This window comes from Streptomyces sp. NEAU-174, assembly GCF_052665095.1.
The window spans coordinates 876,129-897,888 of sequence record NZ_JBQTCE010000002.1 but is presented as its reverse complement, the minus strand read 5'-3'; the positions used below and the strand labels follow the sequence as shown (position 1 = coordinate 897,888).

At 70.1% G+C, this 21,760-nt stretch carries 20 protein-coding genes; 13 read left to right on the top strand and 7 right to left on the bottom strand.

The window, feature by feature from the left end:
• Window positions 1-176: 176 nt before the first annotated feature.
• The 8 genes from ACT2CW_RS08550 to ACT2CW_RS08515 all read left to right on the top strand — a co-directional run bounded on the left by ACT2CW_RS08550 (window position 177) and on the right by ACT2CW_RS08515 (window position 9,207).
• Complete coding sequence (locus ACT2CW_RS08550) at window positions 177-1,856, top strand: sugar ABC transporter ATP-binding protein (RefSeq protein ID WP_445516124.1); 1,680 nt, start codon at window positions 177-179, stop codon at window positions 1,854-1,856.
• Complete coding sequence (locus ACT2CW_RS08545) at window positions 1,853-2,896, top strand: ABC transporter permease (protein WP_445516123.1); 1,044 nt, start codon at window positions 1,853-1,855, stop codon at window positions 2,894-2,896. The genes ACT2CW_RS08550 and ACT2CW_RS08545 overlap by 4 nt, the downstream gene beginning before the upstream one ends.
• On the top strand, window positions 2,893-3,864 hold the full coding sequence (locus tag ACT2CW_RS08540; protein ID WP_414083327.1) for an ABC transporter permease: 972 nt from the start codon (window positions 2,893-2,895) through the stop codon (window positions 3,862-3,864). Before ACT2CW_RS08545 ends, ACT2CW_RS08540 begins: the two co-directional genes overlap by 4 nt.
• Before the next feature lie 29 nt (window positions 3,865-3,893).
• On the top strand, window positions 3,894-4,973 hold the full coding sequence (gene rhaS, locus ACT2CW_RS08535) for a rhamnose ABC transporter substrate-binding protein (protein WP_445516122.1): 1,080 nt from the start codon (window positions 3,894-3,896) through the stop codon (window positions 4,971-4,973).
• Between the two features lie 15 nt (window positions 4,974-4,988).
• A complete protein-coding gene (locus ACT2CW_RS08530; protein WP_182469579.1) occupies window positions 4,989-5,309 on the top strand; it encodes an L-rhamnose mutarotase in 321 nt (106 codons plus the stop codon).
• A gap of 264 nt (window positions 5,310-5,573) precedes the next feature.
• The gene (locus ACT2CW_RS08525) at window positions 5,574-7,001 is read left to right on the top strand and encodes a BNR repeat-containing protein (RefSeq protein ID WP_445516121.1); all 1,428 of its coding nucleotides are present in this window, start codon (window positions 5,574-5,576) and stop codon (window positions 6,999-7,001) included.
• A 2-nt stretch (window positions 7,002-7,003) separates the two neighbouring features.
• On the top strand, window positions 7,004-8,029 hold the full coding sequence (locus ACT2CW_RS08520) for a LacI family DNA-binding transcriptional regulator (protein WP_445516120.1): 1,026 nt from the start codon (window positions 7,004-7,006) through the stop codon (window positions 8,027-8,029).
• 158 nt (window positions 8,030-8,187) lie between these two features.
• Window positions 8,188-9,207, top strand: a complete 1,020-nt coding sequence (locus ACT2CW_RS08515; protein WP_138917467.1) for a LacI family DNA-binding transcriptional regulator — start codon at window positions 8,188-8,190, stop codon at window positions 9,205-9,207.
• A gap of 59 nt (window positions 9,208-9,266) precedes the next feature.
• On the opposite strand, the gene ACT2CW_RS08510 is transcribed toward ACT2CW_RS08515, so the two are convergent.
• Together ACT2CW_RS08510 and ACT2CW_RS08505 are read right to left on the bottom strand one after the other, a co-directional pair.
• Window positions 9,267-9,617 carry a universal stress protein gene (locus ACT2CW_RS08510; RefSeq protein WP_445516119.1) on the bottom strand — a complete coding sequence of 117 codons (351 nt, stop codon included), beginning with the start codon at window positions 9,615-9,617 and terminating at the stop codon, window positions 9,267-9,269.
• A gap of 42 nt (window positions 9,618-9,659) precedes the next feature.
• Window positions 9,660-11,096 (bottom strand): sugar porter family MFS transporter, encoded by a 1,437-nt coding sequence (locus ACT2CW_RS08505; RefSeq protein ID WP_445516118.1) that lies wholly within the window; start codon window positions 11,094-11,096, stop codon window positions 9,660-9,662.
• 288 nt (window positions 11,097-11,384) lie between these two features.
• On the opposite strand from ACT2CW_RS08505, the gene ACT2CW_RS08500 reads away from it, so the two are divergent.
• Complete coding sequence (locus ACT2CW_RS08500; RefSeq protein WP_445516117.1) at window positions 11,385-12,395, top strand: LacI family DNA-binding transcriptional regulator; 1,011 nt, start codon at window positions 11,385-11,387, stop codon at window positions 12,393-12,395.
• Here ACT2CW_RS08500 and ACT2CW_RS08495 read toward each other — a convergent pair.
• Together ACT2CW_RS08495 and ACT2CW_RS08490 are read right to left on the bottom strand one after the other, a co-directional pair.
• The gene (locus ACT2CW_RS08495) at window positions 12,366-13,472 is read right to left on the bottom strand and encodes an NAD(P)-binding domain-containing protein (RefSeq protein WP_445516116.1); all 1,107 of its coding nucleotides are present in this window, start codon (window positions 13,470-13,472) and stop codon (window positions 12,366-12,368) included. The two genes, ACT2CW_RS08500 and ACT2CW_RS08495, sit on opposite strands and share 30 nt — an antisense overlap.
• Window positions 13,473-13,479: 7 nt before the next feature.
• Window positions 13,480-13,791 (bottom strand): hypothetical protein, encoded by a 312-nt coding sequence (locus ACT2CW_RS08490; RefSeq protein WP_401640682.1) that lies wholly within the window; start codon window positions 13,789-13,791, stop codon window positions 13,480-13,482.
• A gap of 255 nt (window positions 13,792-14,046) precedes the next feature.
• Between ACT2CW_RS08490 and ACT2CW_RS08485 the strand changes: the two genes are divergently transcribed.
• From ACT2CW_RS08485 to ACT2CW_RS08475, 3 genes are all read left to right on the top strand, one after another.
• Window positions 14,047-14,877, top strand: a complete 831-nt coding sequence (locus ACT2CW_RS08485; protein ID WP_445516115.1) for a helix-turn-helix domain-containing protein — start codon at window positions 14,047-14,049, stop codon at window positions 14,875-14,877.
• A 1-nt stretch (window position 14,878) separates the two neighbouring features.
• On the top strand, window positions 14,879-15,091 hold the full coding sequence (locus ACT2CW_RS08480) for a DUF397 domain-containing protein (RefSeq protein ID WP_445516114.1): 213 nt from the start codon (window positions 14,879-14,881) through the stop codon (window positions 15,089-15,091).
• 81 nt (window positions 15,092-15,172) lie between these two features.
• Entirely contained in the window at window positions 15,173-15,793 is a 621-nt protein-coding gene (locus ACT2CW_RS08475) for a class I SAM-dependent methyltransferase (RefSeq protein WP_445516113.1), read from the top strand.
• 19 nt (window positions 15,794-15,812) lie between these two features.
• Here the strand turns inward: ACT2CW_RS08475 and ACT2CW_RS08470 are convergent, their stop codons facing one another.
• On the bottom strand, window positions 15,813-16,937 hold the full coding sequence (locus ACT2CW_RS08470; RefSeq protein WP_445516112.1) for an alpha/beta fold hydrolase: 1,125 nt from the start codon (window positions 16,935-16,937) through the stop codon (window positions 15,813-15,815).
• 330 nt (window positions 16,938-17,267) lie between these two features.
• On the bottom strand, window positions 17,268-19,160 hold the full coding sequence (locus ACT2CW_RS08465; RefSeq protein WP_445516111.1) for a LamG-like jellyroll fold domain-containing protein: 1,893 nt from the start codon (window positions 19,158-19,160) through the stop codon (window positions 17,268-17,270).
• Window positions 19,161-19,651: 491 nt separating this feature from the next.
• Here ACT2CW_RS08465 and ACT2CW_RS08460 point away from each other — a divergent pair, with 491 nt between their 5' ends.
• Entirely contained in the window at window positions 19,652-20,782 is a 1,131-nt protein-coding gene (locus ACT2CW_RS08460) for a 50S ribosomal protein L11 methyltransferase (RefSeq protein ID WP_445516110.1), read from the top strand.
• Window positions 20,783-20,795: 13 nt separating this feature from the next.
• Here ACT2CW_RS08460 and ACT2CW_RS08455 read toward each other — a convergent pair whose 3' ends face one another.
• Window positions 20,796-21,596, bottom strand: coding sequence for an alpha/beta fold hydrolase (locus ACT2CW_RS08455; RefSeq protein WP_164425259.1), 801 nt, complete (start codon window positions 21,594-21,596; stop codon window positions 20,796-20,798).
• Between the last annotated feature and the right edge of the window lie 164 nt (window positions 21,597-21,760).

Below are 21,760 nucleotides of genomic sequence, written 5' to 3'. Positions count from 1 at the left end.
CAACCCAAGGCGCCTGGACCGTAGGGCCGGGGCTCGGCGCGCGTCAAGGGGGCTGGAGAGATGTGGGCATATCCCGTGCACACCCCCTTGACGGCCGCATAGGGCGCGGCTAGCTTCCCGGAATCCGGCATTGAAACATTTCATTTGTTGCCCCTGCGTACGCGTCAGGAGACTCCGTGAGCCAGCCTGCTTCGACCGGTGTGCCGGTCCTCGCCCTCGAGGGGGTGAACAAATCCTTCGGCGCCGTACGGGCCCTCCAGGACGTCTCGATCGAGCTCTTCGCCGGTGAGGCCCATGCCCTGGCCGGTGAGAACGGGGCGGGCAAGTCGACGCTCATCAAGATCCTCGCCGGGGTGCACCGGCCCGACTCCGGCCGGGTGCTGCTGGACGGCGAACCGGTGGTCTTCCACGGCCCGGCCGGCGCCCGTGACGTCGGCACCGCCGTCATCTACCAGGAGCCGACGCTCTTCCCCGATCTGTCCATCGCCGAGAACATCTTCATGGGCCGTCAGCCCCGCCGGGCCCTCGGCCGGATCGACCACAAGGCCGTACGGACCTCCACCGCCGCCCTGATGGCACGGCTCGGCGTCGAACTCGACCCGGACCGGCCCGCCAGGGGCCTGTCCATCGCCGACCAGCAGATCGTCGAGATCGCCAAGGCGCTCTCCTTCGACGCCCGAGTGCTGATCATGGACGAGCCGACAGCCGCGCTCACCGGGAGCGAGACCGCCCGGCTCTTCTCGGTCGTCGAGACGCTGCGCGCCGAGGGCGCCGCCGTGCTGTTCATCTCCCACCGCCTGGAGGAGATCTTCGAGCTCTGCCAGCGGGTCACCACCCTGCGGGACGGCCGGCTGGTGGCCTCCGAGCCGCTGGCCGGGCTCACCCAGGACACCCTGGTCCGCCGCATGGTCGGCCGGGACCTGGCCGAGCTCTACCCCAAGCAGGACAGCCGGGTCGGCGAGACCGCGCTCGCGGTGCGCCGGCTGACCCGTGAGGGCGTCTTCCGGGACGTCTCCTTCGAGGTGCGGCGCGGTGAGATCGTCGCGCTCGCCGGACTGGTCGGCGCCGGGCGCACCGAGGTCGCCCAGGCCGTCTTCGGCGTGGACCGGGCGGACGCGGGCGAGGTGCGGGTCGGCGGGGAGGTGCTGCGGCCCGGTTCGCCGACCGCCGCCATGGACGCCGGGCTCGCGCTCGTCCCCGAGGACCGGCGCCAGCGGGGGCTGGTGATGGAGATGTCCATCGAGCGGAACATCGGGCTGACCGGCCTGGACCGGCTGGGCCGCGCGGGGCTGGTGAAACGGGCGCTGGAGCGCGGCCGCGCGGCCGACTGGGCGGTCCGGCTCCAGCTGAAGTACGGCAGCCTCGCCGACCACGTCGGGGTGCTCTCCGGCGGCAATCAGCAGAAGGTCGTGCTCGCCAAGTGGCTGGCGACCGAGCCCACGGTGCTCATCGTGGACGAGCCCACGCGCGGGATCGACGTCGGCACCAAGGCCGAGGTGCACCGGCTGCTGTCGTCGCTGGCCGCCGACGGGCTCGCGGTGCTGATGATCTCGTCCGATCTGCCCGAGGTGCTGGGCATGGCCGACCGGGTCCTGGTGATGCACGAGGGCCGGCTGGTGGCCGAGATCCCGCGCGCCGAGGCCACCGAGGAGTCGGTGATGGCCGCCGCGACCGGGCTCACGGGTGGCGCCGAAGGCGCCGGTGTCGCCGGTGAGGCCGCGGCGACCGGGCGCACCGGCGCCGACGGCGCGAGCGGGCGCACCGACGCTACCGGTGACACGGGCGCGAGCGGGCACCCCCACGCCACCGGGCGCACCGGCGCCGACGGCGCCACCGCAGAAGGGACCCGCAGGTGAGCGTGACCATCGAGAAACCCGACCAGCCCGCCGCCGCGCCGGAGACGGCCCGCTCGGCGCGCTCGCTCGTCGACGCCGTCTTCCGCGCGCGGGAGATCAGCATCGCCGGGGCCCTCGTACTGCTGGTGCTCTTCACCTGGGTCGCCGAACCGCGCTTCCTCGACGACCAGGGCATCAAGGACCTGCTGCTCAACGCCGCCATCCTGGTGCTGCTCGCGGTCGGGCAGTCGGTCGTCGTCATCACCCGCAACATCGATCTGTCGGTCGGCTCCGTGGTGGGCCTGTCCGCCTTCGCCTGCGGGAAGTTCGTCTCCGGCACCGACCACGGGGCGCTGACGGTCCTGGCTCTCGGCCTCCTCGTCGGCGCGGGCTGCGGCATCGTCAGCGGTGCGCTGGTGAGCTTCGGACGGGTGCCCGCGCTGGTGGTGACCCTCGGGATGCTCTACATCATCCAGGGCGTCGACTACTGGTGGGCGCAAGGCGAGCAGATCAACGCCGCCGATGTGCCGCAGTCCGTACTGGACCTCGGCAGCGGCAGCGTGCTGGGCATCCCCTACCTCCCGCTGATCGCCTTCGTGGTGCTCGCCGGGACCGCGTACGTCCTGCGCACCTACCGCGGCGGACGTGAGCTGTACGCCATCGGGTCCAGCCCGGAGGCCGCCCGGCTGGCCGGGGTGCCGATCCGGCGGCGGGTGCTGGCCGCATACGTGTTCTCCGGCGCCGTCTCGGGCTTCGCGGGCGCGCTGTGGCTGGCCCGCTTCGGCACCGTCGTCGCCGACAACGCCCACGGCTGGGAACTCACCGTGGTCAGCGCGGTGGTGGTCGGTGGCGTCGCCATCGTCGGCGGCACCGGCACGGTGTGGGGCGCGGCGCTGGGCGCGCTGCTGCTCACCACCATCGGCAGCGCCCTGGCCGTGCTGAAGGTGGACTCCTTCTGGCAGGACGCCATCGCCGGTGCGCTGCTGCTGGCGGCCATCAGCGTGGACCGGATCGTACGGGTGCGCATGACCCGCGCGCTGAGGAAGAGGAGTGCACGATGAAGCTCAGGTGGGACACCGCCGTCGGGGTGCTGCTGGTGGCCGTCTTCCTCACCGGACTCGGCACCACGGACGGCTTCGCGAGCCGCGACAACCTCGCCTTCGCCTTCAACGACATCGCCGAGGTGGCGCTGATGGCGCTGCCGATGACACTGCTGGTGGTGGCCGGGCAGGTGGATCTGTCGGTGGCCTCCATGCTCGGCCTGTCCAGCGCGCTCACCGGCCAACTGTGGGACGCGGGCTGGGCGTTCGAGACCATCGTGCCGATCGTGCTGCTGGTCGGGGTGGCCGGCGGACTGCTCAACGGCTGGCTGGTCACCCGGGTCGGGCTGCCCTCGCTCGCCGTCACCATCGGGACGCTCGCGCTCTACCGGGGGCTGGCCTCGGTGGTGCTGGGCTCCAACGCGATCACCGACTTCCCCGAGACGTACGCCAAGTGGGCCGTGGACACCACGACCGTGCCCGGCACCTTCCTCACCTATCCGGTCACGCTGTTCATCGTGCTGGCCGCCATCGCCGCGGTGGTGCTGCACGCCACGGGCGTGGGCCGGTCGCTGTTCGCCATCGGCGCCCAGGAGGACGCCGCGTACTTCGCGGGCATCCGCGTCAAGCGCCTCAAGCTGCTGCTGTTCGTGGTCAGCGGGCTGATCTCGGCCTTCGCGGGGGTCGTGTTCACCCTGCGGTACGGCAGCGCGCGGGCCGACAACGGCCAGGGCTTCGAAATGCTCGTCATCGCCTCCGTCCTGCTGGGTGGCGTCGACTTCGACGGTGGCAAGGGCACGCTGTTCGGCGCCGTCGCCGGGGTGCTGCTCATCGGCGTCCTGAAGAACCTGCTGACCCTCAACGACGTGGCCAACGAGGTCCAGGTGATCGTCACCGGGCTGCTGCTGGTGGCCTCCGTCCTCACCCCCCGTCTGATCACCACCGTGACCGCCTGGCGTCACCGGCGCGCCGCCGCCTCGACCAGCTGATCCACCCACGCACCGCGAAAGGTCTTCTCATGATCCAGTCCTCTTCCGGGCGCCGTCGCGCCGCCACCGCCGCCGCGGTCTGTGCCCTGGCCGTGGCCCTGGCCGGCTGCGGCGGCACGACCAAGAAGGACAACGACAACGGCGGCCCTGCCAAGACCGACGCCAAGGCCGACCCCGGCGCCCCCCTGAAGAAGGGCCTCAAGCTGGCCTTCCTGCCCAAGCAGATCAACAACCCCTACGAGAAGATCATCGACGAGGCGGGGATCACGGCCGCCGGGGAGTTCGGCGGCAAGGGCAAGGAGGTCGGCCCGTCCGACGCCAGCGCCTCCTCCCAGGTGTCGTACATCAACACCCTCGTCCAGCAGCGCCAGGACGCCATCCTGATCGCGGCCAACGACCCCAACGCGGTGTGCGGCCCGCTCAAGCAGGCCATGAAGAGGGACATCAAGGTGGTGGCGTACGACTCCGACACCGCCCCGGCCTGCCGCCAGCTCTTCATCAACCAGGCGAGCTCCGAGGAGATCGGCCGCAGCCAGGTCCAGCACCTCGCCAAGCAGCTCGACTACAAGGGCCAGATCGCGATCCTCTCCGCCACCCAGAACGCCACCAACCAGAACACCTGGATCCGCTTCATGAAGGACGAGCTGAGCAAGCCCGCCTACAAGAACATGAAGCTGGTCAAGACGGTGTACGGGGACGACGACGACCAGAAGTCCTTCCAGGAGACCCAGGGCCTGCTCAAGGCGTACCCCAAGCTCAAGGGCATCATCGCGCCCACCACGGTCGGCATCGCCGCGGCCGCCCGCTACATCAGCGGCTCCTCGTACGAGGGCAAGGTGGTGCTGAACGGGCTCGGCACGCCCAACCAGATGCGCAAGTACGTCAAGGACGGCACCGTCGAGCAGTTCGCGCTCTGGGACCCCAAGAAGCTCGGCTACCTCGGTTCGTACGCCGCGGCCGCGCTCGCCTCCGGGCAGATCACCGGGGCCGAGGGCGAGAAGTTCAAGGCCGGGAAGCTGGGCGAGTACACGGTCGGCAAGAACGGCGAGGTCATCCTCGGCCCGCCCACCGTCTTCGAGAAGTCCAACATCGACAAGTACCACTTCTGAGGCGGGCGGTCGACGATGCGGCGGGTGTGCTTTCTGCTGAAGGTCCGCCAGGACCGGATCGAGGAGTACCGCGAGCGGCACGCGGCCGTCTGGCCCGAGATGCGGACGGCGCTCGCGGAGAGCGGCTGGCACAACTACTCGCTCTTCCTGCGCGAGGACGGGCTGCTCGTCGGCTATCTGGAGACCGAGGACTTCGAGGCGGCCCAGGCGGCGATGGCCGCCACTGAGGTCAACGCCCGCTGGCAGGCCGAGATGGCGCCGTTCTTCGAGGCGCTCGACGGTGCGAATCCGGACGAGGCGATGAGGCCGCTGACGGAGGTCTTCCACCTCGCGTAGCCGCAGGACGCGGCAGGAAGTCCGCTGCGGTTCGGGCAGCGCCCGAAGGGGCGCGGGGCTGTGTCGATGTGCGGCTCCGCCGCGTGGGCGCGACCAGCCACGACGGCGCCGCGCTTAGCGGGCTTCCGGTCTCGTCCCGGCCCGGGGACCGGGGATGCCCCCGGATTCACGGGGTCCAGGGGCGGAGCCCTTGGTTCGGGAAGGGGCGGGGCGGGGACAGAAACCTGGCTCCGCCCCCACAAGCGCACCAGGAAAGGAACGGACATGAGACCACTGCCCATCGCCATCCTGGCCACCGCCCTGCTAGCCGCCGCACCCCCGGGCGCGAACGCGACCCCGCGTTCCGTCGCCGCCCCCGGCCCGGCCGTCAGCAAGCTCGCCGACACCCAACTCGACCCCAAAGCCGTCTACTTCGTCTCCTACGACGGCCTGGTCAACAACAACGCCTTCCAGAAGAACGGCCTGCTCACCTACAAGGGCTATCAGTACGCCGCCTGGTACACCGCCGACCGCAGCGCGGTCATCGGTCGCCGCCCCCTCACCCAGCAGAGCTGGCAGACCGTCACTCTGCCGCACCGGCTCACCGCCGACGACTCCCACAACGTCATCTCCATGGGGATCTCGCGGACCGACGGCCGATTGCACCTGAACATGGACTCCCACAGCAGCGGCTTCTTCTATGTGAAGTCGGTGGCCGGGCTGGTGGACGACCCCGCCGGACACCCCTGGACCACCGGACAGTTCGGCGCCGTCCAGACCACCCTCGACGGCCTCGCGCTCACCTCCCAGTTCACCTACCCCCAGTTCATCGCCACTCCCGAGGGCAGGCTCCAGCTCAGCTACCGCGTCGGCGTCTCCGGCAACGGCCGCAACGCGCTCGCCGAGTACGACGGCACCACGTGGCGGGCGCTCGGCGAGTGGTCCTCCGCCACCGGCACCTACAGCAGCGAGCACGGCTCCAGCACCGCCCGCAACATGTATCTGCACGGCATCGACTACGGGCCAGACGGCCGGCTGCACGCCTTCTACACCTGGCGCGAGCAGAACAACGCGGTGATGTGCGCGAGCGGCGGGCTCACCAACCACGACACCGGCTATGTCTACAGCTCCGACCGTGGCCGCACCTGGCGCACCGCGGCGGGCGCCGTCGTCGGCACCACCGGTGGCTCCGACACGGTGGCGGTCGGCGACGCCGGAACGGTCGTCGACCCCCTCAACCCCGACCACTCGCTGATGAACCAGGAGAGCCAGGCCACCGACTCCACCGGCGCGCCCCACGCCCTGATCAGCTACGTCCCCGGCCGCTTCGGGCAGTGCACCACCGACTATGTGGCCGACCGGACGAAAAACGGCCGTACCTTCCACGTCTTCAAGGACTCGGCAGGCGCCTGGAAGAAGACCGAGATCCCGGTGGCCCCCGGCTCCACCCAGCGCAGCCACCTGGTCTTCGACGCTTACGACAACGCCTACGCCGTGATGCCGTACGGCCGGATCGTGGCCGCCTCCAAGTCCTCGGGCTGGACGGACTGGAAGACCGTCTACGACGGCGGCGGGCTCAACGCCTTCGGCGAGGTCGTCGTGGACGACACCCGGCTGGCCCAGGACGGCGTCCTGTCGTATCTGTACCAGCGGAAGTCCAGCGGCACCACACCCTCCGCCCTCCGCGTCATCGACTTCACCCTCCCCTCCTGACGATGGCGCCAGGCGTGGGCATCAAGGAGGTGGCGCGCGAGGCCGGGGTCTCGGTCGGCACGGTCTCCAACGTCATCAACCGCCCGGACTCGGTGTCCGAGGAGACCCGGGCCCGGGTGCTGTCCACCATCGAGCGCCTGGGCTATGTACGCCAGGAGTCCGCGCGTCAGCTGCGGGCCGGGCACAGCCGCATCATCGCGCTGCTGGTGCTGGACATGGCGAACCCGTTCTTCGTGGACGTCGCGCGGGGCGCGGAGCGTGCGGCGCGGGAGGCGGGTCTTGGGGTGATGGTGTGCAACAGCGCGCAGAGCCCGGAAGAGGAGGCCGACTACCTCGGGCTCTTCGCCGAGCAGCGGGTGCGCGGGGTGCTGATGACCCCGGCCGATATGACCGGGCGCAACCTCGCCTCCTTCCGGCGGCAGCCCATCCCCTTCGTCCTCGTGGACCGGGTGCTGCCCAGCGCCGAGGGGTGTTCGGTGTCGGTCGACGACGTCACCGGCGGCGAGCTCGCCGCCCGCCACCTCCTGGGCCTCGGCCACCGCACCCTCGCCTATGTGAGCGGGCCGATGCGGCTGGCCCAGTGCCGCGACCGCCGCGAGGGCGCGCTGCGCGCCCTGCGCGAGCGGGGGCTCGGCGAGTCCGCGCTGCGCCATGTCGAGGTGGACCGGCTGGATGTGACCTGCGGCCGGGACGCGGGGGCCCGGCTGCTGGGCATGTCCCCGCGCCCGACGGCGGTGTTCTGCGCCAATGACCTGCTGGCGCTGGGCGTGCTCCAGTCGCTGTACGGGGCCGGGGTGTCGGTGCCGGGGGAGGTGGCGCTGGTGGGGTACGACGACATCGAGTTCGCGGCGGCGGCTGCGGTGCCGCTGACCTCGGTGCGCCAGCCGGCGTTCCGGATGGGGCGTACGGCGGCCGAGCTGCTGATCGAGGAGACCGGGGAGCGGGCGGCGGACCACAGCCACCAGCGGATCGTCCTCCAGCCCGAGCTCGTCGTGCGCGGATCGAGCCTGGTGCGCTCCCGAGGCTGAGCCGCGGGCCCGAGGCTGAGCCTGGGGCCGGGGCTGAGCCGGGGCCGGTGCCGGGGCCCGCGGCGGCCCGGTCCCGCCCGACCGGTCGAACAGCGCACTACCATGTTCCCGCGACCGCGGTGGGTCGCGGGAAGGCGGAGGTCCGGGTCGTGGGACGCATGGTGGGGATCAAGGACGTCGCGCGGCAGGCGGGAGTGTCGGTCGGCACCGTCTCGAACGTGATCAACCGGCCCGAGATGGTCGCCGAGGCCACGCGCGACCGGGTGCAGGCCGTCATCGAGCGCCTGGGCTACGTACGCCAGGAGTCCGCGCGCCAGCTGCGCGCCGGGCGCAGCCGCATCATCTCGCTGCTGGTGCTGGACATGGCGAACCCGTTCTTCGTGGACGTGGCGAGCGGCGCGGAGCGTGCGGCGCGGGAGGCGGGTCTCGGGGTGATGGTGTGCAACAGCGCGCAGAGCCCCGAGGAGGAGGCCGACTACCTCAGCCTGTTCGCCGAGCACCGGGTGCGCGGGGTGTTGGTCACCCCGGCCGATGTCACCGGCGCCAACTTGGAGGGCTTCCGGCGCCACGACATCCCGTTCGTCTTCGTGGACCGCGAGGTGCCCAGCTCCGACGGCTGCTCGGTGTCGGTCGACGACATCGAGGGCGGCGCGCTCGCCGGGCGCCATCTCATCGCCCAGGGCCACCGCTCCGCGGTCTACGTCAGCGGCCCGATGCTGCTCCCGCAGTGCCAGGACCGGCGCACCGGGCTGCTCAGCGCGTTCGCCGAGGAGGGGCTGTCGGAGGAGGCGATGGTGCACATCGAGGCCGAGCGGCTGGATGTGGCCTCGGGCCGCGACGCGGGCGCCCGGCTGCTGGGGATCTCCCCCCGGCCGACGGCCGTGTTCTGCGCCAATGACCTGCTGGCGCTCGGGGTGCTCCAGGCCCTCTTCGCGGCCGGGGTGTCGGTGCCAGGGGAGGTGGCGCTGGTGGGGTACGACGACATCGAGTTCGCGGCGGCGGCCGCCGTCCCGCTGACCTCGGTGCGCCAGCCGGCGTTCCGGATGGGGCGTACGGCGGCCGAGCTGCTGATCGAGGAGACCGGCGACGAGGCCGCCACCCACCAGCACCGGCGGATCGTGCTCCAGCCGGAGCTGGTGGTGCGGGACTCGACGTTCGCGTCCAGACCGGGTGCCTGACCTGGGGTTCGCCGGTCTCCTCGTTCGCATCGGGTAAGGGTCCTGACGCCGGGGCCCGGTCAGGCCGGGGGCTTGACCGCGACGACGGGGACGGGGCTCTCCAGCAGCAGCCGCTGGCTCACACTGCCCAGCAGCGCCTTGCCCACCGGCGAGCGTCGGCGGAGGCCGATGACCAGCCGGTCGACGTCGGGCCGGGCCTCGATCTCGTCCAGAACGGCGTCGACCGGGTCACGGTCACCGGGACCGCTGCGCTCGACGATCGTGATCTTCAGGTCCTCGGGCACCCCGGAGCGGTCCAGCGTCGACAGACGCAGATTGACCAGTACCAGATCGGTGCCCAGCAGCCGGGCCTCGGCGATTCCCGCGGCCAGCGCGTGGTCTCCCTCGCGGCCCTCGGCGATGGCGGTCATGACGGTCATGGTGTGGGAGCCCTTCTGCCGGAGCGGATCGGGTCAGGAGTAGCGGGCACGGAAGTCGTCCTCCAGCTCTTCCAGTGAGCGGTCCTTGGTCTCGGGGACGCAGGTCGCGATGAAGACGATGGCCAGCACACCGAAGGCCGCGAAGGCGAAGAAGGTGTTCGAGATGCCCATGGCCTCCACGACGGGCGGGAAGCCGAGGGCGACCAGGGCGTTCGCCATCCACAGCACGAAGATGCTGATACCGATGGCGAGGCTGCGGATCTTCAGGGGGAACATCTCGGAGAGGATGAGCCAGACCAGCGGACCGATGGTGGCCTGCATGGAGAAGACGAAGAGCACGACGAACACGAGAATGAACCACGCCTTGGCGCCGCCCTCGGGCATCAGCAGCGCGGAGAGACCGACGAGCAGATGGAAGGTCGTGGTCAGGGCGAACCCACCGAGCAGCATGGTGCGTCGGCTGAGCTTGTTGATGACCAACAGGCCCACCGTGATGCCGATGACGCTGAAGGCGCCGTTGAGGGTGTTCGCGATGATGGCGGAATTGCCCGAGAACCCGGCGTCGCCGAGCAGCTGCGTACCGTAGTACATGACGGAGTTGATGCCGGTGAACTGCTGGCAGAATCCGAGACCCGCCCCGATCAGGATGAGCACACGCACCCATCGCACCCCGAGATCCACCCTGCCCGCGGTCTTGGCGACCCGCTCCTCCTCGGCGAGGCGATGGACCTCGGCCATCTCGGCCTGGGCCCGCTCGGCGGTGCGGACCTGGGACAGCACCGCGAGCGCCTCTTCGTCACGGCCCTGGGAGACCAGCCAGCGCGGGCTCTCCGGCAGTCGCAGCATGCCGATGAACAGCCCGATCGCCGGAAGGACGGCGACAAGGAGCATGAGCCGCCAGATTCCGTCGACCTCTCCCCATATGTTGAAGATGATCGCGTTGATGACGAACGCGGCGAACTGGCCGGTCACGATCATCACCTCGTTGCGGGTGACGATGGAACCGCGGCGCTCGACCGGGGCGATCTCGGCCAGATAGACCGGAACCGTCGCCGAGGCCCCGCCCACGGCCAGGCCGAGGATGAAGCGGAAGAGGGCGAGCACCTGCCAGCTCGGTGACAGGACGCAGCCCATGGTGCCGATCATGAACACCAGGGCCAGCAGCAGGATGTTGTGGCGGCGGCCGTGCCGGTCGGACAGCGCTCCGCCGATCATGGCGCCGAAGGCGGCGCCGAAGATGAGGATGCTGACGACGATTCCCTCGGTGAGGGCGGTCAGACCGAGGTCGGCGGTGAGGGGATCGAGGGCACCGTTGATGACGCCGGTGTCGTAGCCGAACAGCAGCCCGCCGAAGGTCACGATGACGGCGACCAGTCCGAGACGTCGTGAATGGGGGCCTTTGGGGTCCGGCGGTAGTTCGGGTTCTCGGGGTGCGATGCCCGAGTGCTCGGGGCCGAGTCGGGTGTTCATCGTCGTTGGCTCCTCGTGGAGGCAGCGGAAGGTGTGTGGCGCCCCGACACGTGCGGTTGTTTCCCGATGTCGGGTGAGTGGCCGCCCAGCCAGCCACGATCGTGCGGCTGCGGAGAGACTTTGTCCGTTTGTCAGTACAACTAGTACGTACAAGTGCCACGTACTATGAGGGCGGTGTGTGATGCATGTCAAGACATGAAGCGCGGGGAGGCAGGGATGGGGGATCCAGGGAGCACCGGCCCCTCGGACGGGCGGGTAACCCCGGTGGGGCGCCCCAAGCGCCCGACCATGTCCGACGTCGCCGCGCGTGTCGGTGTCTCACAGGCCCTGGTGTCACTGGTGTTCCGCAACCAGCCCGGCGCGAGCGCCGATACGCGCCGACGGGTGTTCCAGGCGGCCGAGGAACTGGGCTACCGTCCCGACACCGCCGCCCAGCTTCTGCGCCGCACGCGGAGCCGCCAGTTGGGCGTGCTGTTCACCATGCGCCAGCCGCATGACGTGGGCATCGTCGAGGCCCTGTACCCCGCCGCCCGGAAGCACGGCTACACCCTCGTGCTCAACGCCATGGTCGAAACCCGCGACGAGCGTCAGGCGATGGACGAGCTGCTCGGACTGCGCTGTGAAGCCATCATCACCATCGGCACGACGTTCGAGCGGCACCAGCCGGCCACGGACGTCGGCCGGCCCTCCATCGTGGAGATCAACCCGCGGACGCGGGCCGCCGGTACGGACGTCGTCCGGACCGCCGAGGGAAACGGGATGCGCCAGGCCGTCGACCACCTCGTCGCACAAGGACACCGCGCTATCGCGCACATCGACGGCGGCACCATGCCCGCCGCCGAGGAGAGACGACGCGGATACCGCGCCGCCATGCGTCACCACGGGCTCGCCGAGCACATCCAGGTCCATCCCGGCGACTACACCGAGGAATCCGGAGCGACGGTGGCCCGGGACTTGCTCACGCGGCCCGAGCTGCCCACGGCCGTCATCGCCGGGAACGACCGCTGTGCGCACGGTCTGCTCGGCACGCTCCTGCGCGCGGGCGTCAGCGTCCCCGATGACGTGTCCGTCGTGGGCTACGACGACAGCCAACTCGCCAGGCTGTCCTTCATCGACCTCACCTCGGTGCGCCAGGACGCCGCCGAGGCGGCCGAAGTCGCCGTCCGGGCGGCCGCCGAACGACTCGACGAGGGGCGCACCGCCGACCGGGACATCGTCCTCGACCCCACCCTCGTGGTCCGGGGCAGCAGCGGCCCGCCCCGCACCCGGTCAACGCCCGACGGCGACCTTCTCCGGTGACCACTGGGAGTCGTCAGGGGCACCCAGCAGCTCCTGGATCTCCCGTACGGCGGCCCGGCCCGCCCGGTTGGCGCCGACCGTGCTGGCCGAGGGCCCGTAGCCGACCAGATGCACCCGTGGATCACGGAGCGCCCGGGTCCCCTCGACGGCGATCCCGCCACCGCGTTCCCGCAGTCGCAGCGGGGCGAGATGGTCGATCGCGGCGCGGAAACCGGTGGCCCAGAGGATCGTGTCCGCCTCGACATGGCGCCCGTCCGCCCAGACCACCCCGTCCGGGGTGATCCGCTCGAACATCGGCAGCCGGTCGAGGACGCCCTTCTCCCGGGCGCGCAGCATCGGCTCCGTCAGGGGCAGCCCGGTCACGGACACCACGCTCTGTGGGGGCAGTCCCCGACGTACCCGCTCCTCGACCAGCGCGACGGCGGCGCGGCCCTGGTCCTGGCCGAACGGCCCCTCGCGGAACACCGGCGGGCGCCGGGTCACCCAGGTGGTCTCCGCCGCCACCTCCGCGATCTCCAGCAGATGCTGCACCCCGGAGGCGCCGCCCCCGACGACGATCACCCGCCGCCCGGCGAACGCCTCGGGCCCCGGGTACTGCGCGGTGTGCAGCTGCCGCCCCTGGAAGCTCTCCTGCCCGGGGTAGCGGGGCCAGAACGGCCGGTCCCAGGTCCCGGTCGCGTTGATCAGCGCCCGCGCGGCCCAGGTCCCGGCCGAGGTCTCGACCAGCAGCCGGCCGTCGTCCCCGTCCCGTACGGCATCGACGTGCACGGGGCGGACCACCCGCAGATCGAAGGCGCGCTCATAGCGTGTGAAGTAGGCCGGGATCACCTCGGACGAGGGCCGCTCGGGATCCGCGTCGTCGCTGGTCAGCCGCATACCGGGCAGGTCGTACATCCCGTGCACCTTGCCGTACGTCAGCGACGGCCACCGAAACTGCCACGCCCCACCGGGCGCGGGCGCGTGGTCGAGCACCACGAAGCCGGTGCCGGGCTCGTACCCGGCGCGCCTCAGGTGATAGGCCCCGGACAACCCCGCCTGCCCGGCACCGATGACCACGACGTCCACGCTGTTGTTCATGCTTCTACTAACTCTGCTCGGGTGCGGTCTCTTCCCGGTCCTCCAGCCGCCGCCCCCGGCTCTCGGCCACCCGCAGCGCGTCATGCAGCGCCTCGGCGAGCCGATGCCCCACGAAGCGGAGCTCACGGGCGCCGGCCCGGTGGTCCCGGAGCAGTGGTCGAGCGTGCCCAAGGAGGTCGACCCCGGTGCGAAGCTGTACGGCTTCCATCTCGTCGGCCAGCCGGGACAGGTAGCTGGTGCCGGTGTCGTCGGTGACGAGGAAGCAGGGCTGCCCGTTCTGTCCGGGCCAGGGCAGCAGACGGGGGCGTGATGAAGGCATGAGGGCTCCATGGCGTTCCGAGGTTCGGCTACCGCGAGTGATGAGGCGGTGGCGGAAACAGCTTCGGCTGCGCGGAAGCTGGCGCGCAAGATGACAGCTAATTTCCGCTTCAGATGGCATATGTGACCGAGTGGGCAAATAGCCTGATGCGCCGGGCCGCCCTTGCCAGACTCAGAACTCGTACGGCGGCATGGCAGGCTCGACCCAACGGGAGGCATACTCGTGGCAGCACCAACGGGACCGACGGTCCGTCGCATGCAACTCGGCTGGGAGCTCAAGCGGTTGCGGGACGAAGCCGGATTCACCCTCGCGGAGGCGGTGGATGGGTTGACGTTTTCCACCACGAAGCTATTCCGCGTCGAGAACGGCCTCTCGGCCCTGCCCAAGGCCGCAGACCTGAAGGCCCTCTTGGACCGATACGGCGTCGAGGCCGAGGACGACGTGGACTTTCTCATGCAGATCCACCGTGACTCCCTCAACCGGGGGTGGTGGTCCGTCTACCGAAGTGTGCTTCCGTCCGGGGTAGGCATGCACATCGGTCTGGAGAACGGAGCCCGTACCAGCCGGACGTGGCAGCCGAACGTGGTCTTCGGCTTGTTACAGACAGAGCGCTACGCGAGGGAACTGTTCCAGGCTGCCAAGCCGGTCGAGGAGACCACGACCGAGTTCGTCGAGCGGCACATCCAAATCCGGATGGAACGCAAAAAGGCCCTGAGGCGCAGGGACAACCCCATGAAGCTCTGGGTCATCCAGGACGAAGCCTCGTTGCGACGAGTGGTCGGCAGTTCCGAAGTGATGCGCGAGCAGTACCAGGAGATCGAGACCCTGCTGGGGCTCGACAATGTAACGGTCCAGGTCCTTCCGATGGCCACACCCGCGTATCGGCCGCATACGAACTTCAACCTATGGGAGTTCGGCACCCCGCTGCCGTCCGTGGTGCAGAGCGACGCCGTCGATGGATCCGACATCAGCGACAAGGAAACAACGATCTGGTCCTTCTCCCGCAGGTTCGAGAACCTGCGGGCCGCAGCTCTCGCTCCTGGCGAGACATCGGCATTCCTGCAACGACTAGCACGGGAGATCTGACATGACTCACGGCATAGCAACCAACGTCGCACCCGAGGACGCCTGGTTCAAATCCTCCTACAGCGAGGCGAACGGCACCATGTGCGTGGAGATCGCCCATCTGCCTCACACCGCCCAGGTCGGCATCCGCGACTCCAAGGACAAGAACGGCCCGGCCCTGGTCATCCCCGCCAGGGCATGGGCGGAGTTCGTCGCCGCCGTGCGCAAGGTCTGAAGGGGCTGCTGGGCGCGGGCACCGGCTCGCGCCCGAAAACCGTTCGCGGAACGCACCCGCCCCCAACTACCGTGCTCCGCCGTGGACATCGACGATCCCAAGGACGTGGTCAGGCGCGGATACGACGCGCTCTCCCGCCACTACGAGCAGTCCTACGCCACCGAGACCAAGTACCAGCCCTGGCTCGACACGCTCCAACAGCGCATCCCGGCCACCGCCACCGTGCTGGACCTCGGATGTGGCTCCGGCCTCCCGGTCGCCCGCGTGCTCAGCGCCGCAGGGCACCGGGTGACCGGAGTCGACATCAGCGGGGAGCAGATCCGCCGGGCCCGGGAGCTCGTGCCGGAGGCCGAGTTCCGCCAGGCCGACGCCACGGCCGTGGCGTTCCCGGCCGCCTCCTTCGACGCCGTGGTCTCCCTCTACGCCCTGATCCACATCCCCCTGGACGAACAGCCTCCCCTCCTCGCCAGGATCGCCACCTGGCTCCGGCCCGGCGGCTGGTTCCTGGGCACCACCGGGCACACCGCCTGGACCGGCACCGATGACAACTGGCTCGGCGGTGGCGCCACGATGTGGTGGAGCCACGCCGACGCCGCCACCTACCGGGACTGGCTCACCCGGGCCGGGCTGACCGTCGAGGGAGAGGAGTTCGTCCCCGAGGGCGATAGCGGCCACGCCCTGTTCTGGGCGCGGCGGCCGTGAGGTGTATCGGGTTCCCGCCTCAGTTGACGGGGCCGTCTCCACCGGATTTCTGCCAGGCGCAACTGCCCAGCGTGGCCCGGCCCTTCTCGACCAGCGGGTCGGCGATCCGGGCGGGTGGCATCGTGCTGTGGCCCCGGTAGCAGATGACCGTGCGGTCCGTGTGTCCGGCGAGGTCGACGAGGATCTGGTCCCAGTGCCGGTACTGCACATCGTGTCCCGTGTCGGCGTAGCTGCGCACGGCCGGGTTGCCGGGCAGGTGCTGCTTCCAGGTGTCGATCGTGCTGGGCGGCACGGTCGTGTCCTTCTTCCCGCTGTAGATGGTGACGGGGGCCTTCAGCTTTGACAGATCGGGGCCCGGCCGCTGGCAGTAGAGCTTCTGCTCATGCACCTGAGCTGCGGGGTCGGCCTTCTGGCCGCGCTGGTTGTAGGTGCGGGCGCCATCCTCGAAGGCGGTGTCGGCGAAGCCGGGGATGCGCTTGGTCGGGCTGTCGTCCGGGAGCGCCCACCAGACCCGGGGGTCGGCGATCTGCTTCTCCAGGGACTTGCCCAGCTCCTCGTCGGACATCGAGCAGTACGGACGTAGCGCACCGTACGGCGGCAGCGCGGCGGCCAGGTGCAGTGACTGAATGCGGTCCGGGGCCAGGGATGCCAGCTCGGCGGCGTACGGACCGCCGCCCGAGATGGCGATCACACTCGCTTTGCGCACCCCGATACGGTCCAGCACCTGGAGCGCGTCCTTCGCGAAGTCGGCCTTCCCCAGGCTCTTGTCGAACTCGGTGTCCCCGAAGCCATTGCGCTCGACCGATATCAGCCGCAGCCCGAGGGACTCCCGGGTGGAGCGCAGGAAGTCCGTCATGTGCGCCACCCGCGCGCTGGTGCCGGTGCCGCCGATGTAGAGCACCGGCTTGCCGTCCCGGGGGCCGTCGTCGATGTAGTGGGCGGTGCGCCCCGAGTCGAGTTTCAGCGCCCGGACCTCGGGGCCGAGCGAGTCGAAGTCGTCCTGGATATGGACCCGATGGACATCGGCGGCGTGCGGCTCGCGTGGCGCGGTGGCCGTGGCGGTGGAGCTCACGGCTCCCGAGCCGGTGAGCAGGACGGTGGCGACGGCGGTGGCGGCGATCCCGGTGACGAGCGCTCTGGGCACGTGTTCTCCTGGCCGTAGGGGGAGGGCGGCGTTGATCGGTTCGAACGAACGCCCCCTACCCCCTCCGACCCGTAAGACACTAAGCGCTGCGCGGGAAGTGCCCTGACCTGTCGTCGATCGCCCGCGGCGCCGTCGTGGCTGGTCGCCCACGCGGCGGAGCCGCATATCGACACAGCCCGCGCCCCTTCGGGGCGCACCCGAACGCACCGGACTTCAATGAGGCCGCTTAGTGGGTCCCCCGGGGGGGTCTGGGGCGGAGCCCCAGTTTCGGGAAGGGGCGGGTAGGGGGAAAGCAGCCCGCCGCAGGCGCCACGACCGGCCAGCCACCCCCTAGGCGGGAGCGATCATGAAGTCTCTTGGCCGCAAGGCCCGCTGGACGATACGCGTGTCGCCGATCCAGCCGTAGAACCCCTGCCCGAACTTCTCCTCGAACTGCGTGGCACCGATCACGAACGGCTTGCCAAGCGTGGCGATCCCCGTCGACGGCTGGCCCGGATTCCGGGCGATCTTCGAACCGTCGACGTACACCACCGTGTGGTGGCCGTCGTTGACGACCGCGACATGGGTCCACCGGCCCACCGGCAGCGCATGGCTCCAGGAAGTGGGATCGGCGTCCTGCACCTGCGGGTAGACCACGAACTGGAGGAAGCGTTCGGGGGTCACATTGAGGCTGCACGTCGGCTCGTCGGGCGACCAGCCGGTGGTCTTGTCCGCGTCGCCATTGCGCCCCTCCCAGCTGAGGATGCCCATCCAGGCGTGGTCGCCCTCGAAGGGGTCCGGGAGCTTGATAAACGTCTCGATGGTGTAACCACCGGTGAACTTCGCGGAGTTCAGCGGCGCCGTGGCGGAGGTGGTCAGGACCGCGCCGCGGTCGGGGGCCTTGCCGCCGTCGAACCGCAGGCTGGCGTGGGCCGGCTGGTCGCCGTGGTGTTCGCCGGACCACGTCAGGATCTCGGGCGCGCTGTCGTGCAGCCGCGCAACCCGGAGGTCGTTGCCGTGGCCGGACAGATCGCGGATCACCGTGTCCGTACCGACGGGTGTGTCCGCCCCCGTCCCACGGGAGGTGGTCCCCGAGGCGTCGAAGCGCCAGTACGCGAGGGTGCCGCGCGGCATCACCGCGGACGCCGGGCGCGGCTTGCGCGGCACGACCGGCGCGAAGCCGGCGAAGCGGCGCTCGAAGTCGATGCTCAGGCTGAACCGGTCGGCGGGCCCGGTCAGTTCGATGGTCTCCGCCTCCAGAGGGGTGCGCTTCTCCGGATCGCGGCTGAGGAACCAGGGCGAGAAGGTCTCGACGTCGATCACGTCACGGACCAGGTCGAAGGCGTAAAGGCGGATCATCCCGGCGCCGCCGTAGTACCGGTCCTGGTAGTTGGTGATGTGGATGTGGACGTCATGGCCCGCGTCATTGGTCAGGACGGTGCGCCCCGGGGGCCAGTAGTGTCCGCCGAGCGCGAGGAAGATCTGGTCGTTGCCGCGGATGAGGCCGTCCCACAGCCGGCGGCCGTTGTCCGAGAGTTGTGCGGCGCCGTCGTCGTCGGCCCAGGCCAGGTCGTGGGTGGTGAGGATCGCGGGCAGGGTGGGATGGCCGTGGAGCACCTTCCGCGCCCAATCCAGCCCGGAGGCGGAGACCCGCCAGTCGAGCGCGAGGACCAGCCACTCCCGGCCGCCCGCGCGCAGCACGTGGTAGCTGTTGTAGCCGTCGGCCGAGGCGCCGCCGAAGGTGGGCATGGACGAGAACCGCCGAGGGCCGAAGGCGTCGAGGTAGGCGCTGTCGCCGCGCTGGTCGTCGGTGCCGGAGTCGATGTCGTGGTTGCCGGCGAGCACGCTGTAGGGGACCTTGCCGTGGATGGTCCCGAAGGTCGTCGCGGCCAGCGAGATCTCCTCCCGCGAGCCGTGCTCCGTGACATCGCCCAGGTGCGCCATGAAGGCGTTGTTGGCGTCCTGGCGCTGGGACACCAGGTACCGGAAGGTCGCCCGGAGCGGTTCCGGGTCGGAGCTGTCGGCGTCGAAGAGGTACTGCGTGTCCGGCAGGATCGCGAGGCTGAACCGCGGTGACGCGGAGTCGTAGGGGTGGCCCTCCGCATGGTGGCCCTCCGCCTTCGGTGTGGCGGCGTAGCCGGGTGCCGTCCCCGACGCGACGGCCACCGTGCCCGCGGCCGGTATCACGGCGGTGGCCCGCAAAAGTGCCCGTCTGCCCAGGTGGTTGCGCTCCGCCGCGTCCATTCGCTCTCCCGCGCATCGTGTGAAGAATCGGTGACCCTGGCCTGCACTGTGGTCCAGACCTGTGACCACGCGGGGGCGGCCGGATGAACGGCACCTGATCCGTTGAGGGCGGAACGTGTTACAAGCCTGTCGCGCCAATAATCAGGGATAACCCGCCTGACTATTGATGACGACTCATTTTCGGACGGCCCGGCGCCGGATCCGGTGGCTCATCCGCGAAATTAAGCCGAGTTCACTCACCGAAGCAACCCCCTTGAATTATCGCGAACATGCCAATTTTCTATCCGCATCCGTTCCATGGGCCTGTCGCGCGCCGCCCGGGCCGCCTGACACTGAGCGTTTGATCGGGTCGCACCCCGGGGCTTTTACATCGCTTTAACCATGCTATGTTCGGACTTTATTCGTTCATGGTGCATACCCTTCCTAGGGAATTCTGGGTTTTCCGGCCTGGCATGCTGGTCTTGAAAGACCCCCCCAGGAAAGGTTGAAGAATGCAGCACTCCTTTATCGCGGAGTTAGCCGCGCCGGGGCACAAGGTGCCGGTGCGGGCATGCGATTTCGAGTCGAACCCGGTGTGGCTGTTCGCCTCGATCGGCGAGTACCCGGTGTACGACGACGTCGCGTACGAAGTGATGATCAAGGACGAGCGCCGGATGAACCGGTATGTCGAGGCCGTCCGGCGCTACGCCCCGGGCCGGACGGTGCTCGACATCGGCACGGGGAAGGACGCGGTGTGGGCGCTGGCCGCCGCCCGTGCCGGAGCGCGGCATGTGTGGGCGGTGGAGGTCATCCCCAAGTCGGCGCAGATCGCCCGGGAGACCATCGAGGAGGCGGGCTTCGCCGACCGGATCACGGTGATCGAGGGGCTGTCCACCGAGATCGAGCTGCCCGAGCCCGTCGATATGTGTGTCTCGGAGATCATCGGCACACTCGGTGGCTCCGAGGGCGCGGGCTCGGTGTTACGGGACGCGCGGAAGCGGCTGGTGAAGCCCGGCGGGGTGTTCATCCCGCACCGCGGCGTCACCACCGCCGTCGCACTCGATCTGGACAGCGCGAACCGTGGCAGGCCGCTCGGCTTTCCGCCGTTCGTCTTCCGTTATGTGGAGGAGGTGTTCGCCTCGGTGGGCCGCCCCTTTGATCTGCGGGTGGTCCTGGAGGGGTTGCAGGACAGCCCGGCGGTGCGGGAGCGGTCGTATCTGTCGGACCCGGCCGAGGTGGAGCCGCTGGAGTTCAACGGCGATCTGGACCCGGAGGGCACCGACGGCGCCGAGCTGACGTTCACGCGAGCGGGCACCTTCTCCGGGCTCGCACTGGGCATGCGACTGTGGGTGGCCGAGGGCGATGAGCCCATCGACTCGCTGGTGCAGCCGAGTAGTTGGACCCCGGTCTACGCCCCGCTGTCCGTGGAGGGCCTGCCGGTGCGGCCGGGCGACCGGTTCGAGTTCGACTTCACCACCACGCTGAGCGACGACGGCGTACACCCCGACTACGCGCTCACCGGCCAGCTGCACCGGGCCGGCGGCCCGGCGGTGCCGCTGAGCTGGAGTTCGACCCACCACGGGGACGGCTTCCGCACGACGCCCTTCTACCGCTCGCTGTTCCCCGGGCCCGAAGGCACCTGACACCACGCCATGGTCAGCCGCCCGCCGGCCCGGCGGAGGTGGCGGCTTCCCGTACGAGCCGGGCGAACTCCTCCGGCCGCTGTTCGGGAAACGGCACGCCGGCCCCGGGCACGATGTGCCCCTTCGCCGACAGCGCCCGCACCATCGGCTCGAAGCCGGGCATCGACGGGTCGTCGTCCTGTCCGCAGATGACCGTGGCCGGGGCGACGATCCGTGGCAGCCGCTCGTCCATCGCGAACAGCCGGATGGCGATATGGCCGTCCTCCACCCGGTCCAGCACCCGCAGCGCGTCGGCCATGAAGCGGTTGAGCGCGGCCTCCTGCCCCGGCTCGTAGAAGTGTCTGCGCCGGTTCCACAGCTCCAGCAGGTGGGAGCCGTCCGGCTTCGGCGGCACCCAGTCGACCGGGCGTCTCCACACCGCGCGGGCGCGCTTCTCCGGGGTGATGAACGGGGTCGCGGACAGCGTCAGGCTTCGCACCCGGGAGCCCAGCCGGGCCGCCACCTCCACCGCGATCACTCCGCCGGTATGGTGTCCGACCAGGTGGAACGCATCGAGCCCGAGCCCGTCCACCAGGTCCTCGACCCCGTCGGCGAACATCTCGACGCTCTGGTCGTCCGCGGGTTTCGCCGACGCCCCGTAGCCGACGGTATCCATCGCGATCGCCCGGTGCGTGGCACCGAGCAGCGGAAGCACATCGCGGTACTCGGCCCAGGACCGCGGGGTCTGGTGCAGCAGCAGTACCGGCTCGCCCTCGCCGCACTCGACGTGGTGCAGCTGGCCGAACCGGCTGGGGGTGTAGTGGGCGGTCAGCATGCGCACTCTCCTGACGTGGCGGGGCGGCGGGCCCGCACTTCTGGTCGTACTTTGTACGGAACTCCTTGGGTGCCGTCAAGAGGCGTTCGCCGGGGGAAAGCCAGGGGATAGCCGGGGGAAGGGCCCTCGCTCGGGGCGTTCCGTCAGGCGGTACGGATCGCTGG